Origin of the sequence: Variovorax sp. HJSM1_2 (genome assembly GCF_049316285.1) — a bacterium.
Lineage (GTDB): Bacteria > Pseudomonadota > Gammaproteobacteria > Burkholderiales > Burkholderiaceae_C > Rhodoferax_B.
Window position 1 is genome coordinate 95,127 of sequence record NZ_JBMOXA010000012.1, and the last position, 23,516, is coordinate 118,642.

The 23,516-nt window shown below is 64.2% G+C and carries 20 protein-coding genes; 16 read left to right on the forward strand and 4 right to left on the reverse strand.

From position 1 onward, the window contains the following. Positions 1-13: 13 nt before the first annotated feature. The 12 genes from ACFQ95_RS15115 (at position 14) to ACFQ95_RS15170 (ending at position 12,907) form a co-directional block, all read left to right on the forward strand. Complete coding sequence (locus ACFQ95_RS15115) at positions 14-1,201, forward strand: acetyl-CoA C-acyltransferase family protein (protein WP_422832272.1); 1,188 nt, start codon at positions 14-16, stop codon at positions 1,199-1,201. Then, positions 1,198-1,674: a MaoC family dehydratase gene (locus ACFQ95_RS15120; protein WP_422832273.1), complete on the forward strand. Its 477-nt coding sequence runs from the start codon at positions 1,198-1,200 to the stop codon at positions 1,672-1,674. The genes ACFQ95_RS15115 and ACFQ95_RS15120 overlap by 4 nt, the downstream gene beginning before the upstream one ends. A 284-nt stretch (positions 1,675-1,958) precedes the next feature. Next, positions 1,959-2,432, forward strand: a complete 474-nt coding sequence (locus tag ACFQ95_RS15125) for a bacteriohemerythrin (RefSeq protein ID WP_422832275.1) — start codon at positions 1,959-1,961, stop codon at positions 2,430-2,432. A 10-nt stretch (positions 2,433-2,442) separates the two neighbouring features. Further along, positions 2,443-3,762, forward strand: a complete 1,320-nt coding sequence (locus ACFQ95_RS15130) for a Rieske 2Fe-2S domain-containing protein (RefSeq protein WP_422832276.1) — start codon at positions 2,443-2,445, stop codon at positions 3,760-3,762. A 2-nt stretch (positions 3,763-3,764) separates the two neighbouring features. Then, the gene (locus tag ACFQ95_RS15135; protein ID WP_422832278.1) at positions 3,765-4,754 is read left to right on the forward strand and encodes an ABC transporter substrate-binding protein; all 990 of its coding nucleotides are present in this window, start codon (positions 3,765-3,767) and stop codon (positions 4,752-4,754) included. A gap of 42 nt (positions 4,755-4,796) precedes the next feature. After that, complete coding sequence (locus ACFQ95_RS15140; protein ID WP_422832280.1) at positions 4,797-5,780, forward strand: Bug family tripartite tricarboxylate transporter substrate binding protein; 984 nt, start codon at positions 4,797-4,799, stop codon at positions 5,778-5,780. Positions 5,781-5,798: 18 nt separating this feature from the next. Continuing rightward, on the forward strand, positions 5,799-6,779 hold the full coding sequence (locus ACFQ95_RS15145; RefSeq protein ID WP_422832282.1) for a PDR/VanB family oxidoreductase: 981 nt from the start codon (positions 5,799-5,801) through the stop codon (positions 6,777-6,779). After that, complete coding sequence (locus ACFQ95_RS15150; RefSeq protein ID WP_422832283.1) at positions 6,779-7,984, forward strand: Gfo/Idh/MocA family protein; 1,206 nt, start codon at positions 6,779-6,781, stop codon at positions 7,982-7,984. The genes ACFQ95_RS15145 and ACFQ95_RS15150 overlap by 1 nt, the downstream gene beginning before the upstream one ends. A 195-nt stretch (positions 7,985-8,179) precedes the next feature. Continuing rightward, entirely contained in the window at positions 8,180-9,172 is a 993-nt protein-coding gene (locus ACFQ95_RS15155) for a Fe(3+) ABC transporter substrate-binding protein (protein ID WP_422832413.1), read from the forward strand. A gap of 106 nt (positions 9,173-9,278) precedes the next feature. Then, a complete protein-coding gene (locus tag ACFQ95_RS15160; RefSeq protein WP_422832415.1) occupies positions 9,279-10,877 on the forward strand; it encodes an ABC transporter permease in 1,599 nt (532 codons plus the stop codon). Beyond that, positions 10,874-11,530 (forward strand): ABC transporter ATP-binding protein, encoded by a 657-nt coding sequence (locus ACFQ95_RS15165; RefSeq protein ID WP_422832284.1) that lies wholly within the window; start codon positions 10,874-10,876, stop codon positions 11,528-11,530. Before ACFQ95_RS15160 ends, ACFQ95_RS15165 begins: the two co-directional genes overlap by 4 nt. Positions 11,531-11,704: 174 nt before the next feature. Then, positions 11,705-12,907 carry an MFS transporter gene (locus ACFQ95_RS15170; protein ID WP_422832286.1) on the forward strand — a complete coding sequence of 401 codons (1,203 nt, stop codon included), beginning with the start codon at positions 11,705-11,707 and terminating at the stop codon, positions 12,905-12,907. Positions 12,908-13,078: 171 nt separating this feature from the next. On the opposite strand, the gene ACFQ95_RS15175 is transcribed toward ACFQ95_RS15170, so the two are convergent. Then, positions 13,079-13,978 (reverse strand): LysR family transcriptional regulator ArgP, encoded by a 900-nt coding sequence (locus ACFQ95_RS15175; RefSeq protein ID WP_422832288.1) that lies wholly within the window; start codon positions 13,976-13,978, stop codon positions 13,079-13,081. Positions 13,979-14,050: 72 nt separating this feature from the next. Here ACFQ95_RS15175 and ACFQ95_RS15180 point away from each other — a divergent pair, with 72 nt between their 5' ends. Together ACFQ95_RS15180 and ACFQ95_RS15185 are read left to right on the forward strand one after the other, a co-directional pair. Then, positions 14,051-14,704, forward strand: a complete 654-nt coding sequence (locus ACFQ95_RS15180; protein WP_422832289.1) for a LysE/ArgO family amino acid transporter — start codon at positions 14,051-14,053, stop codon at positions 14,702-14,704. Between the two features lie 13 nt (positions 14,705-14,717). Beyond that, a complete protein-coding gene (locus ACFQ95_RS15185) occupies positions 14,718-15,221 on the forward strand; it encodes a GNAT family N-acetyltransferase (protein ID WP_422832290.1) in 504 nt (167 codons plus the stop codon). Between the two features lie 6 nt (positions 15,222-15,227). Here the strand turns inward: ACFQ95_RS15185 and ACFQ95_RS15190 are convergent, their stop codons facing one another. Continuing rightward, positions 15,228-16,124 (reverse strand): LysR substrate-binding domain-containing protein, encoded by an 897-nt coding sequence (locus tag ACFQ95_RS15190; protein WP_422832292.1) that lies wholly within the window; start codon positions 16,122-16,124, stop codon positions 15,228-15,230. Between the two features lie 114 nt (positions 16,125-16,238). Between ACFQ95_RS15190 and ACFQ95_RS15195 the strand changes: the two genes are divergently transcribed. Further along, the gene (locus tag ACFQ95_RS15195) at positions 16,239-17,438 is read left to right on the forward strand and encodes an MFS transporter (protein WP_422832294.1); all 1,200 of its coding nucleotides are present in this window, start codon (positions 16,239-16,241) and stop codon (positions 17,436-17,438) included. Between the two features lie 26 nt (positions 17,439-17,464). Further along, on the forward strand, positions 17,465-18,298 hold the full coding sequence (locus tag ACFQ95_RS15200) for an aldo/keto reductase (RefSeq protein WP_422832295.1): 834 nt from the start codon (positions 17,465-17,467) through the stop codon (positions 18,296-18,298). Positions 18,299-18,305: 7 nt separating this feature from the next. Here the strand turns inward: ACFQ95_RS15200 and ACFQ95_RS15205 are convergent, their stop codons facing one another. Both ACFQ95_RS15205 and ACFQ95_RS15210 read right to left on the reverse strand, forming a co-directional pair. Continuing rightward, on the reverse strand, positions 18,306-22,442 hold the full coding sequence (locus ACFQ95_RS15205) for an EAL domain-containing protein (protein ID WP_422832296.1): 4,137 nt from the start codon (positions 22,440-22,442) through the stop codon (positions 18,306-18,308). A gap of 223 nt (positions 22,443-22,665) precedes the next feature. Beyond that, positions 22,666-23,508: a siderophore-interacting protein gene (locus ACFQ95_RS15210; RefSeq protein WP_422832298.1), complete on the reverse strand. Its 843-nt coding sequence runs from the start codon at positions 23,506-23,508 to the stop codon at positions 22,666-22,668. Between the last annotated feature and the right edge of the window lie 8 nt (positions 23,509-23,516).

Consider the following 23,516-nt stretch of genomic DNA (forward strand, 5'->3'; position numbering starts at 1 on the left):
GGCTGAACCCACCATGAACCCAAAAGAAGTTGTAGTCCTGTCGGCGGTACGCACCGCCATCGGGAGTTTTGGCGGCAGCCTGAAAGATGTGCCGCCCACCACCCTGGCGGCAAACGTTGTGCGCGCCGCCCTGGCCAAGGCTGAAGTCACAGGCGATGTGGTCGACCACGTTTGTTTCGGGCAGGTGATCCAGACCGAGCCACGCGATCTGTATCTCTCGCGCGTGGCCGCACTGGAAGGTGGCTGCCATGAGCACACCCCCGCGTTCAACGTCAACCGGCTGTGTGGCTCGGGCTTGCAGGCCGTGGTCTCTGCGGCACAACTCATACAGCTCGGTGACTGCGGGAGCGTGCTGGCCGGCGGGGCCGAGAGCATGTCGCGTGCACCCTACCTGAGCCAGGCCATGCGTTTTGGCGCACGCATGGGCAACACCGAGATGACCGACATGCTCACGGCGGCGCTGCACGACCCGTTCCATCACATCCACATGGGCATCACGGCCGAAAACGTTGCCACCAAATGGGCCATCACGCGGCAGGAACAGGATGCGCTGGCGCTAGCGAGCCACCGCCGGGCGGCGGCGGCGGTCGCCGAGCGGCGCTTTGTCGAGCAGATTGTTCCCATCACCGTGCGCCGTGGCAAAAAGGAAGAAGTCTTTGACACCGATGAACATTTCCGCCCCAATGTGAGCGCAGCCGACCTTGGCAAGCTCAAGCCGGTGTTCGCCAAGGAAAACGGCAGCGTGACCGCGGGCAACGCCTCTGGCATCAACGACGGCGCAGCCGCGCTGCTGCTGATGGAACGCGGCCTGGCCGCGTCACGCGGGCTCAAACCCATGGCCAGGCTGGTGAGTTATGCCCACGCGGGTGTGGACCCGCGCTACATGGGCATAGGCCCGGTACCCGCGACACTCGCGGCCTTGAAGAAAGCCAACTTGACGGTAGCCGATCTGGACGTCATCGAGTCCAACGAGGCCTTTGCCGCCCAAGCCTGTGCGGTGGCCAAGGAGTTGGGGCTCGACCCCGCCAAGGTCAACCCCAACGGCTCGGGCATTGCGCTGGGCCACCCCGTGGGCGCTACCGGCGCCATCATTACGGTAAAGGCCTTGCATGAGCTGCAGCGCGTGGCCGGGCGTTATGCCTTGGTCACCATGTGTATTGGCGGCGGCCAGGGCATTGCCGCAATCTTCGAGCGTCTATGAGCACACAACCGACCAAACACCCATTCGATTCGCTGCCTGCGCTGGAAGCCTTCTTGGGGCAGGCACCGCGCCAGAGCGCGCCCACGCTGATAGACCAGCCCATGATTGACGCATTTGGCGGCCTCACCAATGACCGCCAGTGGATCCACACCGACCCCGTGCGTGCAGCGCAGCAGGGGCCGTTCAAGACAACGATTGCGCACGGCTTTCTGGCCTTGTCCATGTTGACCAGTTGGCACTTTGATTGTTTCGACTATCCCAACGCCAAGATGCTGTTGAACTATGGCTTCAACAAGGTCCGCTTCACCGCAGCCGTACCCCAGGGCTCTTTGTTGTCCGCAGGGTTTCAACTGCTCAAGGTCGAGCGTGTTGGTGAACACGAGGCGCGTTGCTGCTGGAAGGTGGAGGCGCGTGTCGCGGGCAGCGAGCGCCCGGCCCTGGTGGCCGAATGGCTGATGCAGATCCGTTATTGACGGCGACGCCCAGAAACCACGTCAAAACACAGCGCTGCCCGACCAACACCCACCACACACGGCCAGACGCAGCCAGCCTGCATTCACCGGGTTCCGCCTTCGCAGGCGCCGAACCCGGTGAATGCAGGCTTTTTTGTTGGTCGCAGGCTTCAGGGAAAACACTTAATTCCGGTGGTTGTGTATCTGGCACTGCGGCACTTAAAATCTTAGTCATCTAAGCAAATTAAGAGAAATGGCGCAAGCCATTCGCCGGCGGCGCAGCCGCCCCCCACCGGACCGGCCTCATGATGAATTCAAGCGACACGCGCGTTTTTGATTGGCGCGACACATGGCTCGTCGGCCACGCGCAATTGGACGAAGAGCACCAGGCCTTCGCCCAATTGCTGGCGGCCTTGCTGGCCGCGCCCGACGACAGCCTGGCTGTTTGCCTGGACGAACTCATCAGCCACGCCAGCGCGCACTTCGCGGAGGAAGACGCCTGGATGCGCCGCCTGAACTTTCCGGCCCAGCAATGCCATATGGACGAACACGCTGCCGTGCTGCGCTCGGCGCTGGGCGTGCGCCAGCGACTCAACGGTGGCGAGATCCAACCTGCACGCCGTTTTGCCGCAGAACTTGCAGCCTGGTTTCCACCCCACGTGCAGCACCTCGACTCGGCGCTGGCCAGCTGGATCTGCAAGCAGGCCTGGAACGCCAAGCCACTGGTTTTTCATTCACGCGCCCGTGCGGTCACTGCCGCAGCGCCCTCTTTTGTGTAGGAACCTTTCCATGATGACCAAAGAAGAAAACGATTTGATGTGCCGCGTGGAGGGTGATGCCCCCATGGGCCAGTTGATGCGCCGCCACTGGACACCGATCTGTTTGCTGGAGGAGGTGAGCGAGCCGGATGGCGACCCCGTGAAAGCACGCGCCTTTGGCGAAGACCTGGTGGTGTTCCGCGACAGCGACGGCCGCGTCGGCGTGATGGACGAACACTGTCCGCACCGTGGCGCCTCGCTGGTTTATGGCCGCAACGAAGAAGGTGGCCTACGCTGCCTGTACCACGGCTGGAAGATGGACGTGGAAGGCAATGTGCTGGAAATGGTGTCCGAGCCCGCGGCCAGCGGCATGGCCGAGAAGGTGAAACACAAGGCCTACCCCACGCAGGAGTGGGGCGGCATGGTCTGGGCCTACATGGGCCCGGCCGACAGCGTGCCCGCATTCCAGCCGCCAGCCTGGGCGCCCACCGCCGATACACGCGTGAGCATCGCCAAGGTGCTGCTGCCCTGCAACTGGGCGCAGATCCTGGAAGGCGCGATTGACTCGGCGCACAGCTCCAGCCTGCATTCGTCCGACATGGTGCCAGCGCGTGTCGATGGCGCCAAAGCCACCGAAAACACTTGGCTGCGCCCCAGCACCGACAAGGCGCCGCGCATGCAGGTGCAGCGCACGGGCTACGGCTTTCGCTACGCCGCGCTGCGCCGCCCGATCAGCAACGCGGCGACCAACGATTACGTGCGCTCCACCGTGTTCGTGGCACCGGCCACGGCGCTGATTCCACCGAACAACCTCTACAACGTCGCCAACATCAATGTGCCTATGGACGACACCTCTACGGTGTTTTATTTCATGGCCTGGGGCCATCCGGCGCAGACGCCGGAGACCGAAACCTGGCGCAAATTCTTGCGCCAAACGGTGGGCATAGACCTGGACCAGCACTACCGTCCGCTGCGCACCCAGGAAAACCGTTTCTGGCAGGACCGCCAGGCCATGAAGGCCGGCAACTTCACCGGCATCACCGGCTTCCCCAACCAGGATGTGGCTATGTGGCTGACCATGGGGCCGATTGCCGACCGCAGCCACGATCGGCTGGGTGCCAGCGACCTGGCCATCGTCGAATTCCGCAAACAAATGCTAGAGGCGGTGCAGGCGTTTCAACGCGGCGAGCCCGCCATCGGCACCGGTGACCTGGCGATTCCCGCCAGCGTCTGTGCGTTCCAGGCCATCGTGCCCAAGACCACCGACTGGCGCGCGCACGACGTCAAATACATCTGGGCCAACGACGGCCCACACCCCGAAATGGAACCCTCTTACTCCGTGAAAGCTTGAACATGGCCAAACTGCAACTCTCCGTCGCCATGGGCGACTACGACCGAACACGTGCGCTGTTCGATGGCCGTGTGTTGATCGACGGTGTGGACCCGGTCTACATGCTGCTGAACCCGGAAGAGATGTTCTTCCGCGCCATGCGCAGTGTGGATTTCGACATTGCCGAGCTGTCGTTCTCCAGCTACCTGGTGAAACATTCCAAAGGGGATTGCCCCTACATCGCGGTGCCTATCTTCTTGTCGCGGGCGTTCCGCCATACCTCGATCTACGTGCGCAAGGACCGCATACACAAGCCCGAAGATTTAAAAGGGCGCCGTGTCGGCCTGCCTGAATACCAGCTCACGGCCAACGTCTGGGCGCGTTCCATCCTGCAAGACGATTTTGGTGTGCGCCCCGAAGACATCACCTGGGTGCGCGGTGGCATAGACACACCCGGCCGGCCGGAAAAGATCAAACTGCAGTTGCCGCCCGATGTACGCGTGGAAGCCGCGCCCGAAGGCAGCACCATCTCCGAGCTGCTGGACCGCGGCGAGATCGACGGCTTCATAGGCCCGCGCCCACCGGGTGGCAAGGCGCTGCAGAACCCCAACATCGGCTGGCTGTTCGACGACCCCACCGCCGTCGCCAAGGACTACTACCGGCGCACCGGCATCTTCCCCATCATGCACGTGGTGGGCATACGCAAAGAGCTCGCCCAGCAACACCCCTGGCTGCCGGGCGCGGTGGTGAAAGCCTTCAGCCAATCCAAGGCCGCAGCACTGGCCTTGCTGGGCGACACCTCCGCCACCAAGGTCACCTTGCCGTTTGTCGAAGAACAGCTCAAGGCGGCACGTGAAAGCATGGGCGACGACTACTGGTCCTACGGCGTGGCGCCTGCGCGCAAGACGCTGGAAGCCTTTGTGCGCCACCACCATGCACAGGGACTGTCGGAACGTTTGGTGGCGGTGGAAGAGCTGTTCCATCCGGCCACCTACGAGAGCTACAGCATCTAGACCTCAGCTTCCCCGCCCCACATAACAACAGGAGACAAACACATGAACACTTCACGCCTTTCCCAAGCCCTCAGCGCCGCAGCCCTGGCCTGCGCCACACTGGCCGCTCCGCTGGCCAGCCAAGCCCAGGACTTTCCATCGAAACCGGTGCGCCTGGTTGTGCCTTATTCGCCCGGTGGTCTGCCCGACACAGTGGCGCGCATCGTCTCGCAGCGTTTGCAGGAAGGCCTGGGCCAGACCGTGGTGGTGGAGAACAAGCCAGGCGGCAGCGGCGCCGTGGCCGCCGGTGTGTTGGCGCAGTCTCCAGCGGACGGCTACACCTTGATGCTGACCGACGGCCCGATGCTGGCCATCACTCCGCTGGTGGTCAAGAAGATGTCTTACGACCCCGAGAAAGACTTCGTGCCGGTGTCGCTTGTAGGGGTTGCGCCCTTGTACCTGGCGGTGAATGCCAGCGTCAAAGCCAACACACTGGATGAGTTGATCGCGCAAGCCAAAGCCGCACCAGGGCAGATGAATTACGGTTCGTCCGGACTGGGCAGCATCCACCATTTGACGGCCGAGGCCATGAACCACGGCCTGGGCATCAACGTGACCCATGTGCCGTTCAAAGGCAGTGCCAACTCCATTCCTGCACTGGTGGGAGGCCAGGTCGACATGGCATTTGCCTCGCCACCGTCGCTGATGGGTTTTGTGAAATCGGGCAAGGTGAAGTTGCTCGCCATTAACTCGGCCAAACGCTCGCCACTGACACCCGATGTGCCGACGCTGGGCGAGCGTATTCCGGGCTTTGACTTTGCGTTTAATGTCGCCGTGCTGGCCAAGGTGGGTACACCACCTGCAGTGGTGCAGCGCCTCAGCAGCGAGTTTGCCAAGGCCGTGAAGTACCCAGAAGTGGTGCAGAAGCTGGAAACCGCCGGCGTGGACCCCATAGGCGGTTCACCCGAGCAGTTGGCGACCGCACTGCGCTCGGAGGCCAAGCGTGTGCAGGACGCGGCCAAACGCGCCGACCTGAAAGCCGATTGATAGAAAGCCGCCACTGCCATGCAATCCCAGAACAGCGCCGACCTCCACGCCGACACCCCCATGCCGCTGCGGGTGGACCGCGCCTACGATGTGGCCCTGGGCCTTAGGTCGTTTGAACTGATGCTGCCCGATGGCGCGGCGCTGCCAGAATTCACCCCCGGTGCCCACATCAAGGTCCAGACGCCCAACGGCCTGCTGCGCAAATACTCGCTTTGTAATGCCCCGGAAGAACGCCACCGCTACGTCATCACCGTCAAGCGTGAAGAGCTGAGCCGTGGCGGCTCGGCCAGCATGCATGACGATCTGAAAGTCGGCGACACCTTGCCCACGTCGCTGCCCGACAACGCCTTTCCCCTGGTCGACAACGCCAAGGCCTACCTTTTTATTGCGGGCGGCATTGGCATCACGCCGCTGCTGTCCATGATTCGCTCGTTCGGCGATCTGGCGCCCGCCCCCTGGAAGCTGATCTACCTCTCACGTTTTGCCAACACCACCGCCTTCCTCGACGAACTGGGCCAGCCCGGGTGGAAGAAGAACGTGAAGATCCACCACAGTGAAGGCCAGCCCGACCAGGAGTTCGATCTGTGGCCGGCGTTGGAAAAGCCCAATACCGCCCACGTCTATTGCTGCGGCCCGCGCCCACTGATGGAAGCCGTGCGCGACATGACCGGCCACTGGTCACCCAAGAACATCCACTTCGAGAGCTTTGACGAAGGCGGCAAAACCCTGCCCGACGACAAAGCGTTTCAAGTGCGCCTGGCGCGCAGCGGCCAAAGTTTTGAGGTGCCCGTGGGCATGTCGATTCTGGGCGCCATGCGGGCGCACGGCTGCAATACCGCATCGTCCTGCGAAAGCGGCACCTGCGGCACCTGCCGCACCGGCTTGCTGGAAGGTGAGGCCGACCACCGCGACATGGTGTTGATGCCAGAAGAAATGGACCGCCACATCATGGTCTGTGTGTCGCGCGCCAAGTCGGCCGAACTGGTGTTGGACCTGTGATGCCTCAAACCCTGCCCGCCCGCCCCCTCAGATTAGGCGTTGCCGGCCTGGGGCGCGCCTTCACCCTGATGCTGCCGACCTTTGTGGCTGACACCCGCATCCAGCTTGTCGCGGCCTGCGACCCACGCCAGGAGGCGCGCCAGCAGTTTGCCAAAGACTTCAACGCGCCGGTGTTTGACAACATCGCAGCCCTGGCCGCAGAGCCCACGGTAGACGCCATCTACATCGCCAGCCCGCACCAGTTCCACGCCGAACACACAGGTATTGCCGCCGCCCATGGCAAACACGTGCTGGTGGAGAAGCCCATGGCCTTGAGCCTGGACGAGTGCAACGCAATGATCAAAAGTTGCGCCGATGCGGGCGTGCACCTGATCGTCGGCCATTGCCACAGCTTCGACACCCCGTATCTGCGCACACGCGAACTGGTGCAGGGCGGCAGCCTGGGCCGCGTGCGCATGGTTCACGCACTCAACTACACCGACTTCCTGTACCGCCCGCGCAGGCCCGAAGAACTGCGCACCGAGGACGGTGGCGGGGTGGTCTTCAGCCAGGCCGCGCACCAGGTGGACGTGGTGCGCCTGCTGGTCGGCGGCAACGTCACCAGCGTGCGCGCGGTCACCGGCAACTGGGAACCGCAGCGCAACACCGAAGGGGCCTATTCGGCGCTGTTATGGTTTGACAACGGCGCCTTTGCCAGCCTGACCTATAGCGGCTACGGGCATTTTGATTCTGACGAATGGTGCGGCTGGCGTGGTGAACTCGGCGCCGTCAAAGACGCCGCGGCCTATGGCGCGGCGCGGCGCCGCCTGGCGGCCGTGCAGTCGCCGGCGGAAGAGGCGGCCGCCAAAGCCGCGGCCACCTACGGCGGCCCGACCTACCAGGCGCAGGGCGCGGCGGGCATGCCGGGCGCCACACAGCCGGCCGCGCACCAGCACTTCGGCCCCATCGTGGTGAGCTGCGAACGTGGCGACATCCGCCCCCTGCCCGAGGGCTTGTGGGTCTACGGCAATGCCTTGCGAGAACACCATCCATTGCCCGCCCCCAGCGTGCCGCGCGCCGAGGTGCTGGATGAGCTGGTTGCGGCGGTGTTGCACAACACCACCCCGCTGCACAACGGCCAGTGGGCTCGCGCCACGTTGGAGGTTTGCCTGGCGCTGCTGGCGTCGGCCGAACAGCAGCGTGAAGTGCGGCTCGGCGCCGCATAACAGCGGCGCAAGACAGGCCACACATCCCTGTAACAGGTAGGTGATTGCGGCCATTTTTCGAATCTCGCGGTTGATAATCGTTCTCAACATGTGGCGCACACCTCGCGGTGTGCGCTTTTCGTTATAGATCGAAATCATCTGGGAGAAACCATGGGCCAACCTACCGTCAAGCACTTCACCGGCGCCTTCGCATTGATGGCGGCCAGCGTCATGCCTGCCTTTGCCCAAGGGGAAGTCACGCTCTACACCACGCGTGAAGCCGGTCTGGTACAGCCGCTGCTGACGGCGTTTACCGCCACCACCGGCACCAAGGTGAACACGGTGTTTGTCAAGGACGGCCTGCTGGAACGCGTCAAGGCCGAAGGCGCGCGTTCGCCCGCCGACGTGTTGATGACGGTGGACATTGGCAACCTGATGGACCTGGTCGAGGGCGGCGTGACGCAGCCGGTGAAGTCCGCCGGCTTGAACAGCGCCATCCCCGCCAACCTGCGCGGCGCCGATGGCCAGTGGTTTGCCCTGTCGCTGCGCGCCCGTGTGTTGTATGCCGACAAAGACCTGAAGCTCGGCGCCTTCCGCTACGAAGACCTGGCCGACCCGAAGTGGAAGGGCAAGGTCTGCATCCGCGCCGGCCAGCACCCCTACAACACCGCCTTGGTGGCTTCTATGATTGCGCACGACGGCGAGGCCAAGACCGAGCAATGGCTGCAGGGTGTGAAGGCCAACCTGGCACGCAAAGCCACCGGCGGCGACCGCGATGTGGCGCGCGACATTCTGGGCGGCATCTGTGATGTGGGCCTGGCCAACTCGTATTACGTGGGCCAGATGAAGTCGGCCAAGGAAGGCACAGACGCACGCAAGTGGGGCGACGCCATCCAGGTGGTGCGCCCGACCTTTGCCAACGGCAAATCGGGTGGCACCCACGTCAACATCAGCGGCGCATCGGTGGCCAAGAACGCACCGAACCGCGACAACGCCGTCAAGCTGCTGGAGTTCCTGGTGTCTGAATCGGCCCAGGCCTTGTACGCTGACGCCAACTACGAATACCCGGTGCGCAAGGGTGTGGCCCTGGACCCCATCATCGGCAAAACCATTGGTGAGCTGAAGGTCGATCCGCTGCCCTTGACCGAGATTGCCAAACACCGCAAACAAGCCAGTGTGCTGATAGACAAGGTTGGCTTCGACAAGTAATGTGCCGCCCGCCCCGCTGCTGGGGCGTTTGAAATTGCCGCCACGGCTGCATGCTGTAGGCGGCATTTGGCGTTTGGCCACGCTGCTGATTGCGCTGGCGGTATTGATGCCGGTGCTATCGCTGGCCTGGATGGCGCTGGGTGGCGACTTCGCCCACTGGGCGCATCTGGCGCAACACGTGTTGCCACAGGCCGCGCTCAACACCGCCCTGCTGCTCGCCGGGGTAGGTGTGCTGGTGCTGCTGGTAGGCACTGGTTGTGCCTGGCTGGTGACGGCCTACAGCTTCCCCGGGCGCAGCGTGCTGCACTGGGCGTTGTTGCTGCCGCTGGCCATGCCGACCTACATCGTGGCCTTTGCCTACCTCGATCTGCTGCACCCGATTGGCCCCGTGCAAGGGGCCATACGCTGGCTGCTGGGTTTTGACTCGCCGCGCCAGTTTCGCCTGCCCGATTTACGCTCCATGGGTGGTGCCATCTTTGTGCTCGGCTTTGTGCTCTACCCCTATGTGTACCTGGCGGCGCGGGCCATGTTCATCACGCAGCCCGCACACCTGCTGGAAGCCGCACGCACCCTGGGCGAAGGCCGCTGGGGCGCGTTTCGTCGCGTCGCCTTGCCGATGGCGCGGCCGGCCCTGGCGGTGGGCCTGAGCCTGGCCTTGCTGGAGACGCTGAACGACATTGGCGCCTCTGAATTCCTCGGCGTCAACACCTTGACCGTGGCCATCTACACCACCTGGATCACACGCTCCGACCTGGCCGGTGCGGCGCAGATCGCCTGCACCATGATGCTGTTTGTGGTGGCCCTGGTCGCGCTGGAGCGCCATGGCCGACGGCACCGCCAGTTTGGTTCGGTGCAACGCATGCGCGCCATCATCCCCCAGCGGCTCTCGGGTGCCAAGGGCTGGGCCGCCACGGCGGCGGCCACGGCACCGGTGGTGATTGGCTTCGGCGCGCCAGCGGCTTATCTGGTGTCTGAGACCGTCAAGCGTTTGTTACAAGGCTACCGGCCCTCGGCCGGCTTGGGGTCCAGCCTGGGCAACACCCTGGGCCTGGCGCTGGGCGTGACCTGCATCGCCGTGCTCAGCGGGCTGGTGGTGGCCTGGGCTTGCCGGCGCATAGGCTCACGCCCCAGCGCCAGCCATTGGCAGGCACGGGCGGCGTCTCTGGGCTATGCCATTCCTGGCACCGTGCTGGCCATTGGTCTGCTCACACCGGCCCTGTTTGTGGATGCACAACTGGCCGATCTGCTGCGCCTGCCGGGCTTGCCCTTGATGGGCCTGGGCGCGGTGCTCGCGGCCGCCTGCGTGATCCGCTTCCTGGCCATGCCCATAGGCGGCATTGAAGCCGGCCTGGCACGTATTCCCGCGACGCTGGAACAAGCCGCGCGCCTGCTGGGCGAAACCGCCACCGGCACGCTGCGCCGCGTGCACTTGCCGCTGCTGCGCCCAGCCATCACCGTGGGCGCGCTGCTGGTGTTTGTCGACACCATGAAGGAGCTGCCCGCCACACTGCTGCTGCGTCCCGCCAACTTCGACACCCTGGCCACCTGGCTTTACGCCGAGGCCGCGCGCGGCACCTATGAAGAGGGCGCCATCGCCGCGTTGTTGATTGTGCTGGCGGGCCTGCTGCCCGTGGTGGTGCTCGCACGCACACAGCTCGGCTCCGCCACCGCAGAAGCCGCCAACCCGTTAGAGAATCTGTCATGACCGCCGCCCTCAGCATAGACAACCTGCGTGTGACCTACCAAGGTGCACACGGCCAACACGTGGCGGTACAAGACTTTTCGTGGGCCGTGGAAGCCGGGCAGATCGCCTGTCTGCTCGGGCCCTCGGGCTGCGGTAAAACTACCGTGCTGCGCACCATTGCCGGGTTTGAGCCGCTCAGCGCAGGCAGCATACGGCTGGGCGATGTGCTGCTGTCTTCACCCCAGATACACCTGCCGCCCGAGCGGCGCCGTGTGGGCATGATGTTCCAGGAATATGCGCTGTTTCCGCACCTTACCGCCGCGCAGAACGTGGCCTTTGGGTTACGCCGCTGGGCTGCCGCCGACATCAGCCCACGTGTGGCCGAAATGCTGACGCTGGTGGGCCTGCCCGATGCGGGCCGACGTTACCCACACGAGCTGTCCGGCGGCCAGCAACAACGTGTGGCGCTGGCCCGTGCGATGGCGCCTACGCCCGCGCTGCTGCTGCTGGACGAGCCGTTCTCCAACCTGGACAGCGCCACACGCGAACGTTTGTCGGTCGAGGTTCGCGACATCCTGCACCGCGCGGGCCAGACTGCGGTGCTGGTGACCCACAACCAGGCCGAAGCGCACACCATGGCGGATCAGATACGTGTGTTGGGTGCGCACAGCTGACTATTTTTTGTATAGCTGCTGGCACTTGATGGCTGGGCGCTAAAGGCCTATTCAGCTCCAGCCTCATTGCGTGGCCCAGACGGCCCATGTTCGTAACCGGTTCGGAACCCGGGCACAGACAAAAACACGCACACTGCGCGCCTGTTCCCTTGGATTGCATCGCCGTCGCCCACCATGCCCGCATCACCAGGCGCCGCCGAAGCCGCCTCTTCACACAGCAACTTCACTGCGTTTCTGGCGTCGCTGTTCCTCTCCAAAATAGCCGACCAGGTGTTGCTGTTCCTGGTGCCCCTGGTGGTGTTTCAAAGCACCAGCGATGTGGCCTGGTCGGGCCTGGCGTTTGCGTTGGAGGCGTTTCCGCGCTTCCTGTCGTTTCCGATTTGTGGCGCACTCTGCGACCGCATCTCGCCGGTGCGCTTGATGCGCTGGAGCCAGTTGTGGCGCGCCCTGGTGTGTGTGGGTGGTGCTATCGGTGGCGCCAGCATAGGCGGGCTGGCCTGGTTGATAACCTTGTCGGCCATCTGCGGTGTATTGACCACCCAGGGCGCCATGGCGCGCGAGGTGATTTTGCCGCAGGCTTTTCAACGCCACCGGTTCGAGAAGGTGTTGGCGTATTCACAAACCGCTGACCAAGTGGGCGCCGTGCTCGGGCCGGTGCTGGCCGCAGGCTTTTTGGCGCTGTGGCAATGGCCCACGGCAGTGGCCGCCACCGCAGGCATCTTTTTGCTGGGCGACCTGGCCTTGCTGTGGTGGCAGCACAGCAACCTCGTACCGCTGCACGCACGCGGCGCCAGCCATACCACCGCCTGGGCCGCCATGTTGGCCGGGCTGCGCCATATCGTGCTCACCCCGGGCCTGCGCAAGCTGGTGATCGAGGCGGCGGGCATCAACCTGGTGGTGGGCGTCACACTGGCTTCGTCGGCCGCGCTCTTTACCGGCCAGCATGGCCAATCGGCCGCCCGCTACGGCGTGTTGCAAACGGCCGGGGCCATCACCACCGTGGTCATCTTGCTGGGCATTGCACACATCAGCCTGCCAGTGCGGCGCATGGGGCTGGCGGCGTTTGTGTTGATGGTCCTGGGTGGCTTGCTCACGGCTCTCAGCGCCAGCGTGTGGGGTTATGCGCTGGGTTATCTGCTGGTGATTGGCTTGGACAAAATGTTCAACGTCTACCTGCGCAGCACACGGCAAAAACTCATCCCTCTGGCCGACTTCGGCAAGACCACGGGCGTCATGGCGATGCTCAACAACCTCTCGCAGCCGCTCGCCGGTTTGGCCATAGGCGTATTCGCCGCGCAGTGGACGGCGGGCGGGGTGATCTTGGCGCTGACGGGTTTGATGGCCTTGCTGGGCCTGGTGGCGGCACGCATCAAGTAACGAAGGCTAGGGCGACGCTGAATAAGTCCCCGTGATGACGCGAACCTCGGTTTGGGATGAGATGCAAGGCGCAAACCACAGCCATAGCCGTAGCTATGGCGCGGATTTGCAACGCAGCAGATCGCCCAAAACGAGGGAACGCGGCGCACGAGGAACTTGTTCAGCGTTGCCCTAAGCCTCCAACACGCGCCGCCCAGCGGCCACCACGGCATCGGTCAGCCGGTCGAGCATGGGGATCTTCAGCCGCGCGTGTTGCCACGCCAGCGGCACCAGCAAGTCGCTGCGCGGCAGCAGGCGCACCAAAGCGCCGCTGTCCAGGTGCTGGCGCACGTCGTCCACCGGGCACATGCCCCAACCCATGTGCGCCAGGCTGGCACTCACAAAGCCGGGCGACGAGGGCAGCCAGTGCTGCGGCATTTCCACGCGCTGGCCGCAGGCGTTTTCGGCCCATTGCGCCTGCAGTTGGTCTTTGCGGTTGAAGGCCAGGCAGGGCGCCAGCGCCAGGCTGTCCGCGCTGATGCCGCGCGCAAAATGGCGCGCCACATAGGCCGGGCTGGCCACGGCCACGTAGCGCATGCGGCCCAACGGCACGGCGCGGTTGCCCTGGATGGGCAACACATCGCTGGTCACCGCCGCCAGCACCGTGCCGTCGCGCAGCCATTGGGCGGTGTGGTCCTGGTCGTCCACGCTGATGTCGAGCAGCGCAGGCGCGTCCTGCGTGAAGGCGGCCGCAGCGCTGATGAACCACGTGGCCAGGCTGTCGGCGTTGACCGCCACACGCAGCGTCACACGTTGGTCGGCGCTGCGCAGTGCCGCCAGCGCGGGCAGGTTGCCTTGTAGCTCGGCCTCCAGCATACCCACTTGCTCCATGTGGCGGCACAGCCAATGGCCGGCCTCGGTGGCGCTGCAGGGCGTGCCGCGCACCACCAGCGCCAGGCCCAGGCGTTCTTCCAGCAGCTTGATGCGCTGCGACACCGCCGAGGGTGTGACGTGCAAGGCCCGCGCCGCACGCTCAAAGCTGCCCTGGCGTACCACCTGGGACAAGGCTTCGAGCGAAACGTAGTCGAGCATATTTAGTATTCCTTAACTATCAATAGAAAGTTTAACTGGGCTAAACCTCTGAGCGCTGGCATCCTGCGCGCCATGCTGACTTTTCAACCTGCCGATCTCTCTGCCTTCACCCGTGGCCTGGCCTTGTGCTTCGGCCTGATCGTCGCCATTGGCGCGCAAAACACCTTTGTGCTGCGCCAGGGCCTGCGCAACGAACATGTGTTGCCCGTAGTGGCCTTCTGTACCCTGGCCGATGCCGTGCTGGTGTTTGCCGGTGTGGCCGGCATGTCGCAAGTGCTGGCGGCCAGCCCGGCGCTCGCGGCCTGGCTGGCCCTGGGCGGCGCGGTATTTCTGTTCGCCTACTCGGCCATGGCCATGCGCCGCGCACTGCAACACCACGCGCTGCAGGTGGCGGGCAACGCCGGGCGCAGCGTCACCCTGGCTGGTGTGATGCTGCAGTTGAGCGCGTTCACCTTCCTCAATCCACACGTCTACCTCGACACCTTCATGCTCATGGGCTCGGTGGGTGCGGCCCAGCCGGGCCAGGCGCGTTGGTTTTTTGTCGCCGGCGCGGCCTGCGCCAGCCTGCTGTGGTTCACCGCGCTGGGCTTTGGCGCACGAATGCTGGCCCCCTGGCTCAACCGGCCGAGTGCCTGGCGCTGGATAGACGCGACGGTAGCGCTGATGATGGCGGTGCTGGGCGTGGTGGTGGCGCGGCAAGCCTTTGGCCTGTTTGCGGCACTCTAGACTGCACCCTCTCATGACAAAACCCGAACACATATTCCGCCACGCCACTCCGACCGATGTAGACCGCTGCTTCCATATCGAAACCACGTCGTACCAGGGTGACGAGGCCGCCACACGCGAGAAGATCGCCACCCGTATTGCCCAGTACCCCCAAGGTTTTCTGGTGCTGGAAGTGCAGGGTGTGATCGCCGGTTTCATCAACTCGGGCTGTACGTTCGAGGTGCAGATGGCCGATGAGGCCTTCAAGGAACTGATAGGCCACAACCCGGCCGGCCCGCAAGTGGTGATCATGTCGGTAGTAGTACACCCGGACTACCAGGGCCAGGGCTGGTCAAGCCTGCTGATGCGGCATTTCGTCGCGCAGATGCACGAGTGCAGCAAAGAGGCGATTCACCTGATGTGCCGCACACAGCACGTGGCGCTGTACCAGAAGATGGGCTATCGCTATGTGCGGCCTTCCGATTCGGCACACGGCGGCATGGCCTGGCATGAGATGGTGATGCCCCTCACGCTCTGACCGGCTCTATTCGCTCTGCGCCGCCAGGCGCGCGGCCATGAAGTCCAGAAAACACGCAATCCGTGCCGAAAGCGCGGTGTTGCGGTAATACACGGCATGCACCGGCTGGCGCACCTCCTGGGTGTCGCGTGGCAACAGCTGCACCAGGTCGCCACGCGCGCGGTCAGTGCGGGTCATGAAGTCGGCCAGGCAGACCACACCGGCGCCCGCCAAGGCCAGTTGGCGCAAGGTTTCGCCGCTGGAAGCGATGACGGCGGGCGTGATCTCCAGCGCGTCACCCGCCGCTGTGCGCAAAGGCCAGCGGTTCAGGTGTGCGGGTTGCGCAAAGCCCAACAAGCTGTGGCCTACAAGCGCGGCCACGTCCTTGGGGCGGCCATGCGCCTTGAGGTAGGCCGGACTGGCCAGCACACGCAGCCGATTGCTGCCCAGGGGCCGCGCGTGCAGCGTGGAGTCTTGCAGTGTGCCGATGCGGATAGCGATGTCGGTGCGGTGCTCCAGCAGGTCGATGATCTGGTCGCTGCTGTTGAGCTCCAGCGTGATCGCCGGGTATAGCGCGCGGAAGTCGGCCACCAGCGGCACCACCACATGCAGCATATAGGGCGTGGCGGCGTTGACCCGCAAGCGGCCGGCGGGCTTTTCGCGGCGCACGGCCATCTGCTCCTCGGCCTCGTCCACCGCCGCCAGAATTTTGCGCGCTTGGGCCAGAAAGGCCTGGCCCTCTTCGGTGAGTTCGATGCGCCGCGTGGTGCGCTGCAGCAGGGTGGTGGCGAGCTTTTCTTCCAAGCGCCCGAGTGCACGGCTCACACCCGAGGTGGTCTGGCCGAGTTGCTCGGCTGCGGCGGTGATGGAGCCGCTGTCTACCACGGTGGTGAGTGCCAGCAGTTCATCGAGCGTGGTTTTCATGAGAGCAGTCTCTTTATTGTTGATTTTTAATCAATGATATTTTGCCAATTACCGTCTTTTTCTGCAAAAGACTTACGCGCACACTTCGCTCCACTTTTCCACTGGAGCCATCTCATGCCTCTTGCTTTATTGGCGCTGACCATCAGCGCCTACGCCATAGGAACGACCGAGTTCGTCATCGTTGGGCTGCTGCCCGTCATCGCCGCAGACTTACACGTCAGCCTGCCATCGGCCGGCCTGTTGGTCAGCCTCTACGCCTTGGGCGTGGCCATTGGGGCGCCCGTGCTCACCGCCCTGACCGGCCGTGTGCCGCGCAAACAACTGCTGCTGGGTTTGATGCTGTTGTTCACCGCCGGCAACCTGCTGGCCTGGCAGGCACCGGGTTACACCACGCTGGTGCTGGCGCGCATCTTGACCGGGCTGGCGCACGGTGTGTTTTTCTCGATTGGCACCACCATCGCCACCAGCCTGGTGCCCAAGGAAAAGGCCGCCAGCGCCATTGCCATCATGTTCACCGGCCTCACCGTGGCCCTGGTCACGGGTGTGCCGCTGGGCACCTTCATAGGCCAGCACTTTGGCTGGAACCAGACCTTCCTGGCCGTTTCCGCCCTGGGCTTGATCGCCTTTGTGGGCAGCCTGTTGTTTGTGCCCAGGAACATTGCGCACCAGCCACCGGCTTCGTTGCTGCAGCAGGTGAAGGTGCTGGGCCAGCCGCGTTTGTTGCTGGTTTATGCCACCACGGCACTCGGTTACGGTGGCTCGTTCATAGCCTTCACTTACCTCGCGCCTATCTTGCAGCAGGTCTCGGGCTTCAGCGCCAACGCGGTCGGCCTGGTGTTGCTGGTCTACGGCGTGTCGGTGGCTGTGGGCAACATCTGGGGCGGCAAGCTGGCCGACCAACACGGCGCCATCCGTGCGCTGCAAATCATCTTCCTTGGCCTGGCTGCCGTGTTGTTTGTGCTGACGTTCACCGCCGCCAACTCCTGGCTGGCCTTGGCCACCGTGTTGCTTTGGGGCGCTGTGGCCTTTGGCAATGTGCCCGGCCTGCAGGTGTATGTGGTGCAGCAAGCTGAACGTGTGGCGCCACAAGCGGTAGACGTAGCCTCGGGCCTGAACATCGCCGCCTTCAACCTCGGCATTGCCGGTGGTGCCTGGGCCGGTGGCCTGATCGTCGAACACCTGGGCCTGCTACACACGCCGTGGATGGGCGCCCTGGTGGTGCTGGGTGCGCTTGGCCTGACCACCTACAGCGGTTGGCTGGACCGCCGCTTGCCCGCCATGCCACGCAGCCAACACACGGTGGCCGCGCACTGAAATTTGAACTCCATAGGAAACCCATCATGACCACAAGCAAAACCCTGGGCACCGGCCCGGCCACCATCCCCTCGTTAGGCTTCGGCACCTTTCGCATCCCGGGCGCAGAAGTGCTGCAGATCCTGCCGCACGCCTTGAATGCCGGTTTTCGCCACATCGACACCGCACAGATCTATGGCAACGAAGCCGAAGTGGGCGAGGCCATGGCGGGCAGCAAGGTGCCGCGCAATCACATCTTCCTGACCACCAAGGTCTGGGTGGAACATTACCGTGCCGATGCGTTGGTCGCATCCGTGCACGAAAGCCTGCGCAAGCTGCGCACCGACCACGTGAACTTGTTGCTGCTGCATTGGCCCAATGCCAATGTGCCGCTGACTGAGACCCTCGAAGGCCTGAACGCCGTGCACCAGGCCGGCCTGGCGCAGCACATTGGTGTGAGCAACTTCAACACGCAGATGATGGAAGAAGCCGCACGCATAAGCACCGCGCCGCTGGTGACCAACCAGGTCGAATACCACCCCTACCTGAACCAGGACAAGGTGCTGGCCGCCGCCCGGCAATTGGGCATGACCGTGACCTCTTACTTCGGCCTGGCCGATGGCACGGTGGTGCACGACCCGCTACTGCAAGCCATTGGCCAACGCCATGGCAAAAGCGCCGTGCAGGTGGTGCTGCGTTGGCTGGTGCAGCAACCGAATGTGCTGGCCTTGACCAAGACCGTGCAGCCGGCCCGTGCCGTGTCCAACTATCAGGTGTTTGACTTTGAATTGAGCGCCGACGAGATGGCCAGCATCCAGGCACTCGGCGCGCAGCACAAGCGCCTGGTCAGCCCCGATGGCCTGGCACCGGCCTGGGATTGACGCGGCCTCAGATCAAGGTCAACAAGGCTTGCAGCGGCTCTTCTTCGGCCTGGCTGGCAACACTGGCTGGCGAACCCGGCAAGCGCGCCGTTGCCATGAAGGTGTGTAACTGCTCGACTGGCAAGGGGCGGCTGAAGAAGTAGCCCTGGTAGGCCTGGCAGCCGTGGCTGTTGAGGAAATGGCACTGTTCGCCGGTTTCCACCCCTTCGGCGATGACCGCCAGGTTCATGCTCTGGCCCAGGCGGATGATGGTGCGCACAATCGCCTCGTCGTTGAGGTCGGTCAACACGTCACGCACAAACGATTGGTCAATCTTCAACTGGTCCAGCGGCAAACGCTTGAGGTAGGCCAGAGACGAGTAGCCGGTGCCAAAGTCATCGAGCGAGAAGCGTACCCCCAGCGTCTTGAGCTGGGTCATCTTGGCGATCACCATCTCCACGTCTTCCACCAGCATGGACTCGGTCAGCTCCAGCTTCAGCCGCGCGGGGTTGGCGCCGGTGGCGCGCAAGGTGTCGACCACCTGCGCGACAAACTCCGGGTGTTTGAACTGGCGCGAGCTGACGTTGACCGCCACCGTGAGTTGATCGGCGCCGTCCAGATCCACAGATGTCGCCCAGCGCGCCAGCAGTTGGCAGGCCTGCTCCAGCACCTGGCGGCCCAGCTCCAGGATCAAACCGGTTTCTTCGGCCACCGGCACAAACTCTGCGGGCGAGACCATGCCACGCACCGCATGGCGCCAGCGCACCAGGGCTTCAACCCCCGTACACACCCCGCCGGCTCCGGCTTGCGGCTGAAAGTAGGCCTGGAAGTCGCCTTGCGCCAGCGCGGCGCGCAGTTCACTCTCCAGTGAAGCACGGGCCATCACGGCCGCCTGCAGGCCGGGGTCAAAAAAGCGCAGCGTGTTGCGGCCAGCGGCCTTGGCCTGGTACATGGCGATGTCGGCCTGCTTCAACAGGTCGCCGACCACATCGTCGGGTGAACTGAAACGTGTCGCACCTATGCTGCAGGTGCTGATGTGTTCGTTGCCATGCAGTTGGTAGGGCTGGCTCAGGCTGCTCAGTATCTTTTCGGCCAGCAGCTTGGTTTGCTGGCTGACCTCTTGTGCATCCACGCCCAGGCGCTCGAGCAGCACGACAAATTCATCGCCGCCCAAACGCGCCACGGTGTCGGACGCGCGCACGCAGCCAGCCAGGCGTTGCGCCACCTCGCGCAGCAGCTGGTCGCCGCTGTCGTGGCCCAGGGAGTCGTTCAGCGTCTTGAAGTTGTCCAGGTCTATGAACAGCAAGGCCCCGCCACGCCGGGTGCGGCCACAGTCGGCGAGTGCTTTGCGCAGCCGGTCCATCAGCAACTGGCGATTCGGCAGCGAGGTCAGGGCATCAAAAAATGCCAGCTTCTCGATCTCGCGCTCGGCGAGTTTGCGTTGATTGATGTCGGTGTTGATGGCCAGGATGGAGTGTGGCTGGTCTTGGGCGTCGCGCACCAGCGTCCAGCGGGCTTCCACCCACAGCGTGCTGCCGTCCTTGCAGAGCTGCTCCATCTCCCCGTGCCATTCACCACGCGCCAGCAGCGCCTCATTCGCCTGGTCGTATTGCAGCGGTGTCGCGTAGATACGGCTGAGCACCGAGCGGCCAATCATCTCCTGCGCGCTCCAGCCGTACATGCGCTCGGCGCTTTTGTTCCAGAACATCACCCGCGCATCCAGCCCACGCACCACGATGGCGTCCTGCGCCTTGTCGAGCAGCGAAGCCTGATGCTGGATGCGTGCGTCCGACTCCTGCCTATCGAGCTCGGCAGAAGCGCGCGCGGCGAAGATCTGCAGCGTGGAATGCACAAAGTCGCGGTCTTGCAAGGCTTCTTGAAACAAGGCCACCAGCAAGCCCAGCACCTCGCCATTGCCGCCCATCAGGGGGCGCGCAATACAGGTGTGGACATCGGCCAGGCCTATGGCGGCCACGGCCGGGAAGCGTGCCGTCACCTGCTCACAATGCAGATTGCTGTCCTGGTCGAAACAGTCGTCCCATGGCATGCCCTGGGCCGGAATGACCAGCGTGGGCACAGCCACACCGGCCACCACGGCGGCGATGCTCTGCGTTTGGCAGCTACGGCCAGGCAGGGCCGGTGCCACACGGGCGACAAATCCGGCCTGCGCCCCCAGCGCTTCCGTCATGTTGCGCGCCAATTGTTCAAAGAAAGCCGTATCCATCGCCGCCGAAACACCGGCGGCCATCTTCAGCATGGCGGCCTGTACCCGACGCTGCTTGTGCTGCGCTCGCTGGTGGGCGATGCCGTAGGCCAGGTCGTCGGCCAGTTGCTGCAGCAGCCGGATCTCGTCCTGGCTCATCTGCACCACTTCACTGGCATACAGGCACAAGAGGCCAAAAGTGTCATCGCCGTTGCGTAGCGGCAGGCTGGCCATGCCGCGAATGCCAGCCTCGGCGAGGTCGGCCAGACGCGACTGGAACAGGGGTTCCAGCATCAGGTCTTCGACGATCACCACCTCGGCATCGCGCACGGTGCGCATGACGGGCTTGAGTGAGATGTCCTCGTCTGAGCGCCAGCTCAGCGGCAGCGTGGCCAGAAACGGTGCGTTGTAGCCGGCCTCGGCCTCGCGCGTGATCGAATACTGGGCTGCGTCCTGCGGCTGCAGCTGCAGGGCTTTCTGCGCATATCCCACCCACACACGGCGATAACCGCCTATGTCCACCGCCACTTGGCAAATCGCCTGCAGCAATGCTTCTTCACTGGTGGCGCGGATCAGCGCTTCGTTGCAGGCACTGCGCAGGCGGTGCGCTCGGCTCAGCCGGGTGAACTCGCGTTCCGCGCGGCGGCGCAGGGTCACGTCTTGCACCAGAACAAGCCGCGCCGGTTGGCCGGCAAAATCGATGGCGTCGGAAGACACCTCGATCTCGATCACCGTGCCATCCTTTTTCACATGCCGCCTGGGCAGCGCCAGCACTTTCGCGGCTGAAGCCGTGGCGAGCAAAGCCCGCTCCATCTCTTCGGCATCGGATTGTGGCCAGAGCTGATGCACCGTCATGCTCAAAAACTCTGCCTCGGCATAACCATAGTGCAGCACGGCCGCGCGGTTGACGGCCAGAAAGCGGCGCGTGTCACGTGCCGTCACCCACATGGGGCACGGGTTGTGATCGAACAACATGCGGTATTGCTGGCTCGAATCCTTGACCTGCAGCGCCAGCCCGTAACGGTGGATGGCGCCACCCAGAGTCTCTGCAACGGCCAGCAGGGCGCTGCGTTCACGCTCGCCAAACGCCGCCACCCGCAGGGAATGCAGGCGCACCACCCCCACAGCGTTGGCGCCGTTGCGCAGCGGTGCCAGCATCAGCGCGCGCACCTGCGGCAGCAGGCGCGCGGCCAGCGGATTCGACAGCGGGCTATGCCAGACATCCGGGGTGTAGACCAGTTCCTGTTCACGCAACACAATGCCCGCCAAGCCCATGCCCATGGGCATGCTCTGCCCCACCAAGTGGGCACAGACACCGGTCGCGGCCTTGCAGATCAGTGCATCGCCATCCGCCAAATCAATGGCGCAGCCATCGGCACCTGTGAGGTCTAGCAGCCGCTGTGTCATGCGCGCCAGCAGGGTGTCGTAATCCTGCGCCAGCTCGCCCTGCAGTTCGGCGATTTCCTGTTGGATCTGCAGCAGCTTGCTGCGGCTGCGGCTGTCCATCGCCACCTCGGCGGCCAGTTGCTGGCGCGCCTCGCGCTCGCGTTGGTGCCATTGCAGGCGCTCACCCATGTGTTGCACCAGCAGCTGAATGGTTTGTGTTTTGTCAGCGCCGTCCGGCGCCTGCAGCCGTTCGGACGAGACCAGTCGCAATGCCAGCACGCCCCACACTTCGCCGCCCGGCGTGGCTGTCACCGGAAAACCCAGAACCCATGCCCCTGCAGCTGCCGCTCGTTGCACCGGCTGGCGGCTGCTCAGAACCTCGGCGCCGCAGTCCAGCGCCCATTGCAGCGCTGTGCCATCGCTGTCCCCCAGGCTGCTGAGCACATGCAAGGCCCCGCTTTCGCAGCCCAGCAATGCCGCGGCTTCGGCGCCCACACTCTGGGCCGCCACCTGGACGAGTGGTTCCAGCCCGGCGGCCAGCCAGAGGTCGCCCGCAGCCATCAAACAGCTTGCCACAGGCCAGATGGAATGGCGGGGCAGGTGGTGAAGTGGAGCGCCGCTTCGGGCACGACGGCTAATCTGGAGTTCTGAAATCTTGAGTGCATCAACAACAGCTTGGCCAGTGACATGTAAAGTAATTGAAGCGAATGGTTACAAACCTCTTCGCACACGTCAAGAACGCTTCACCCCAGCCCCGTTGCCAATCTGTCCCCAAGTTGTCGCCAGCCGGCGTCGGCGGCTACTCGCTGTCTATGTTTTCGTGCACCGCGATGCTGCCACGCCGCCAGTAACCCGCCGCCTTGAGCCACTTGGCTTGTGCACCGCGTTCGGCCAACAAATAACTGCGCACGGCTTTGGCAACACCAGTCTCACACGCCACCCAGGCATGAAAATCCCCGGCAGGCCACGCCAGTGCTTGCAATGCAGACAACAAGCCAGCAGCATCGCCCGCCGCACCGGCATCACGAAACACCCATTGCAGCTGCAGCGTCGCCGCAGTTTGCAGGGTTTGCACACATTCGAGGTTATCCACTTCGGCCACCACCAGGGCGCGGCTGCCGGCCGGCAACTCAGCCAGGCGGCGTGCGATGGCGGGCAAGGCAGTGTCGTCTCCGACCAACAGGTGCCAATCAAAATCGGTGGGCAGGAGGAATGAGCCGCGTGGGCCGCCGATCACCAGCGGGTCGCCCACTTTGGCCTGCAAAGCCCACTGCGTGGCAGGGCCGGCTTCGTGCAGCGCGAAGTCTATGTCCAGGGTCAACGCCTGGGCATCAAAGTGGCGCGGGGTGTAGTCGCGCATGATGGGGCGTGGCGCATCCGGGGCGGCATCGGCGCCCGGGCCAGCTGCAGCGAGGTGAAATTCACCTGTGGCCGGGTCGGGGAAAAACAGCTTCACGTGGTCATCAAAACCGGGGCTGTAGAAGCCCTGCAGCTCGGCACCGCCCAAGGTGATGCGCAACATGCCAGGGGTCAGCCGGGTGCTGCGCACCACGTGGACGTTGCGCCGACGCAGTTCATGGCGCACACGTTGCGCGGTACGGCCCGAAAGTTCGGCCAGGGCAGGGTTCAGAGTGGTGTTCATAGGTGTGT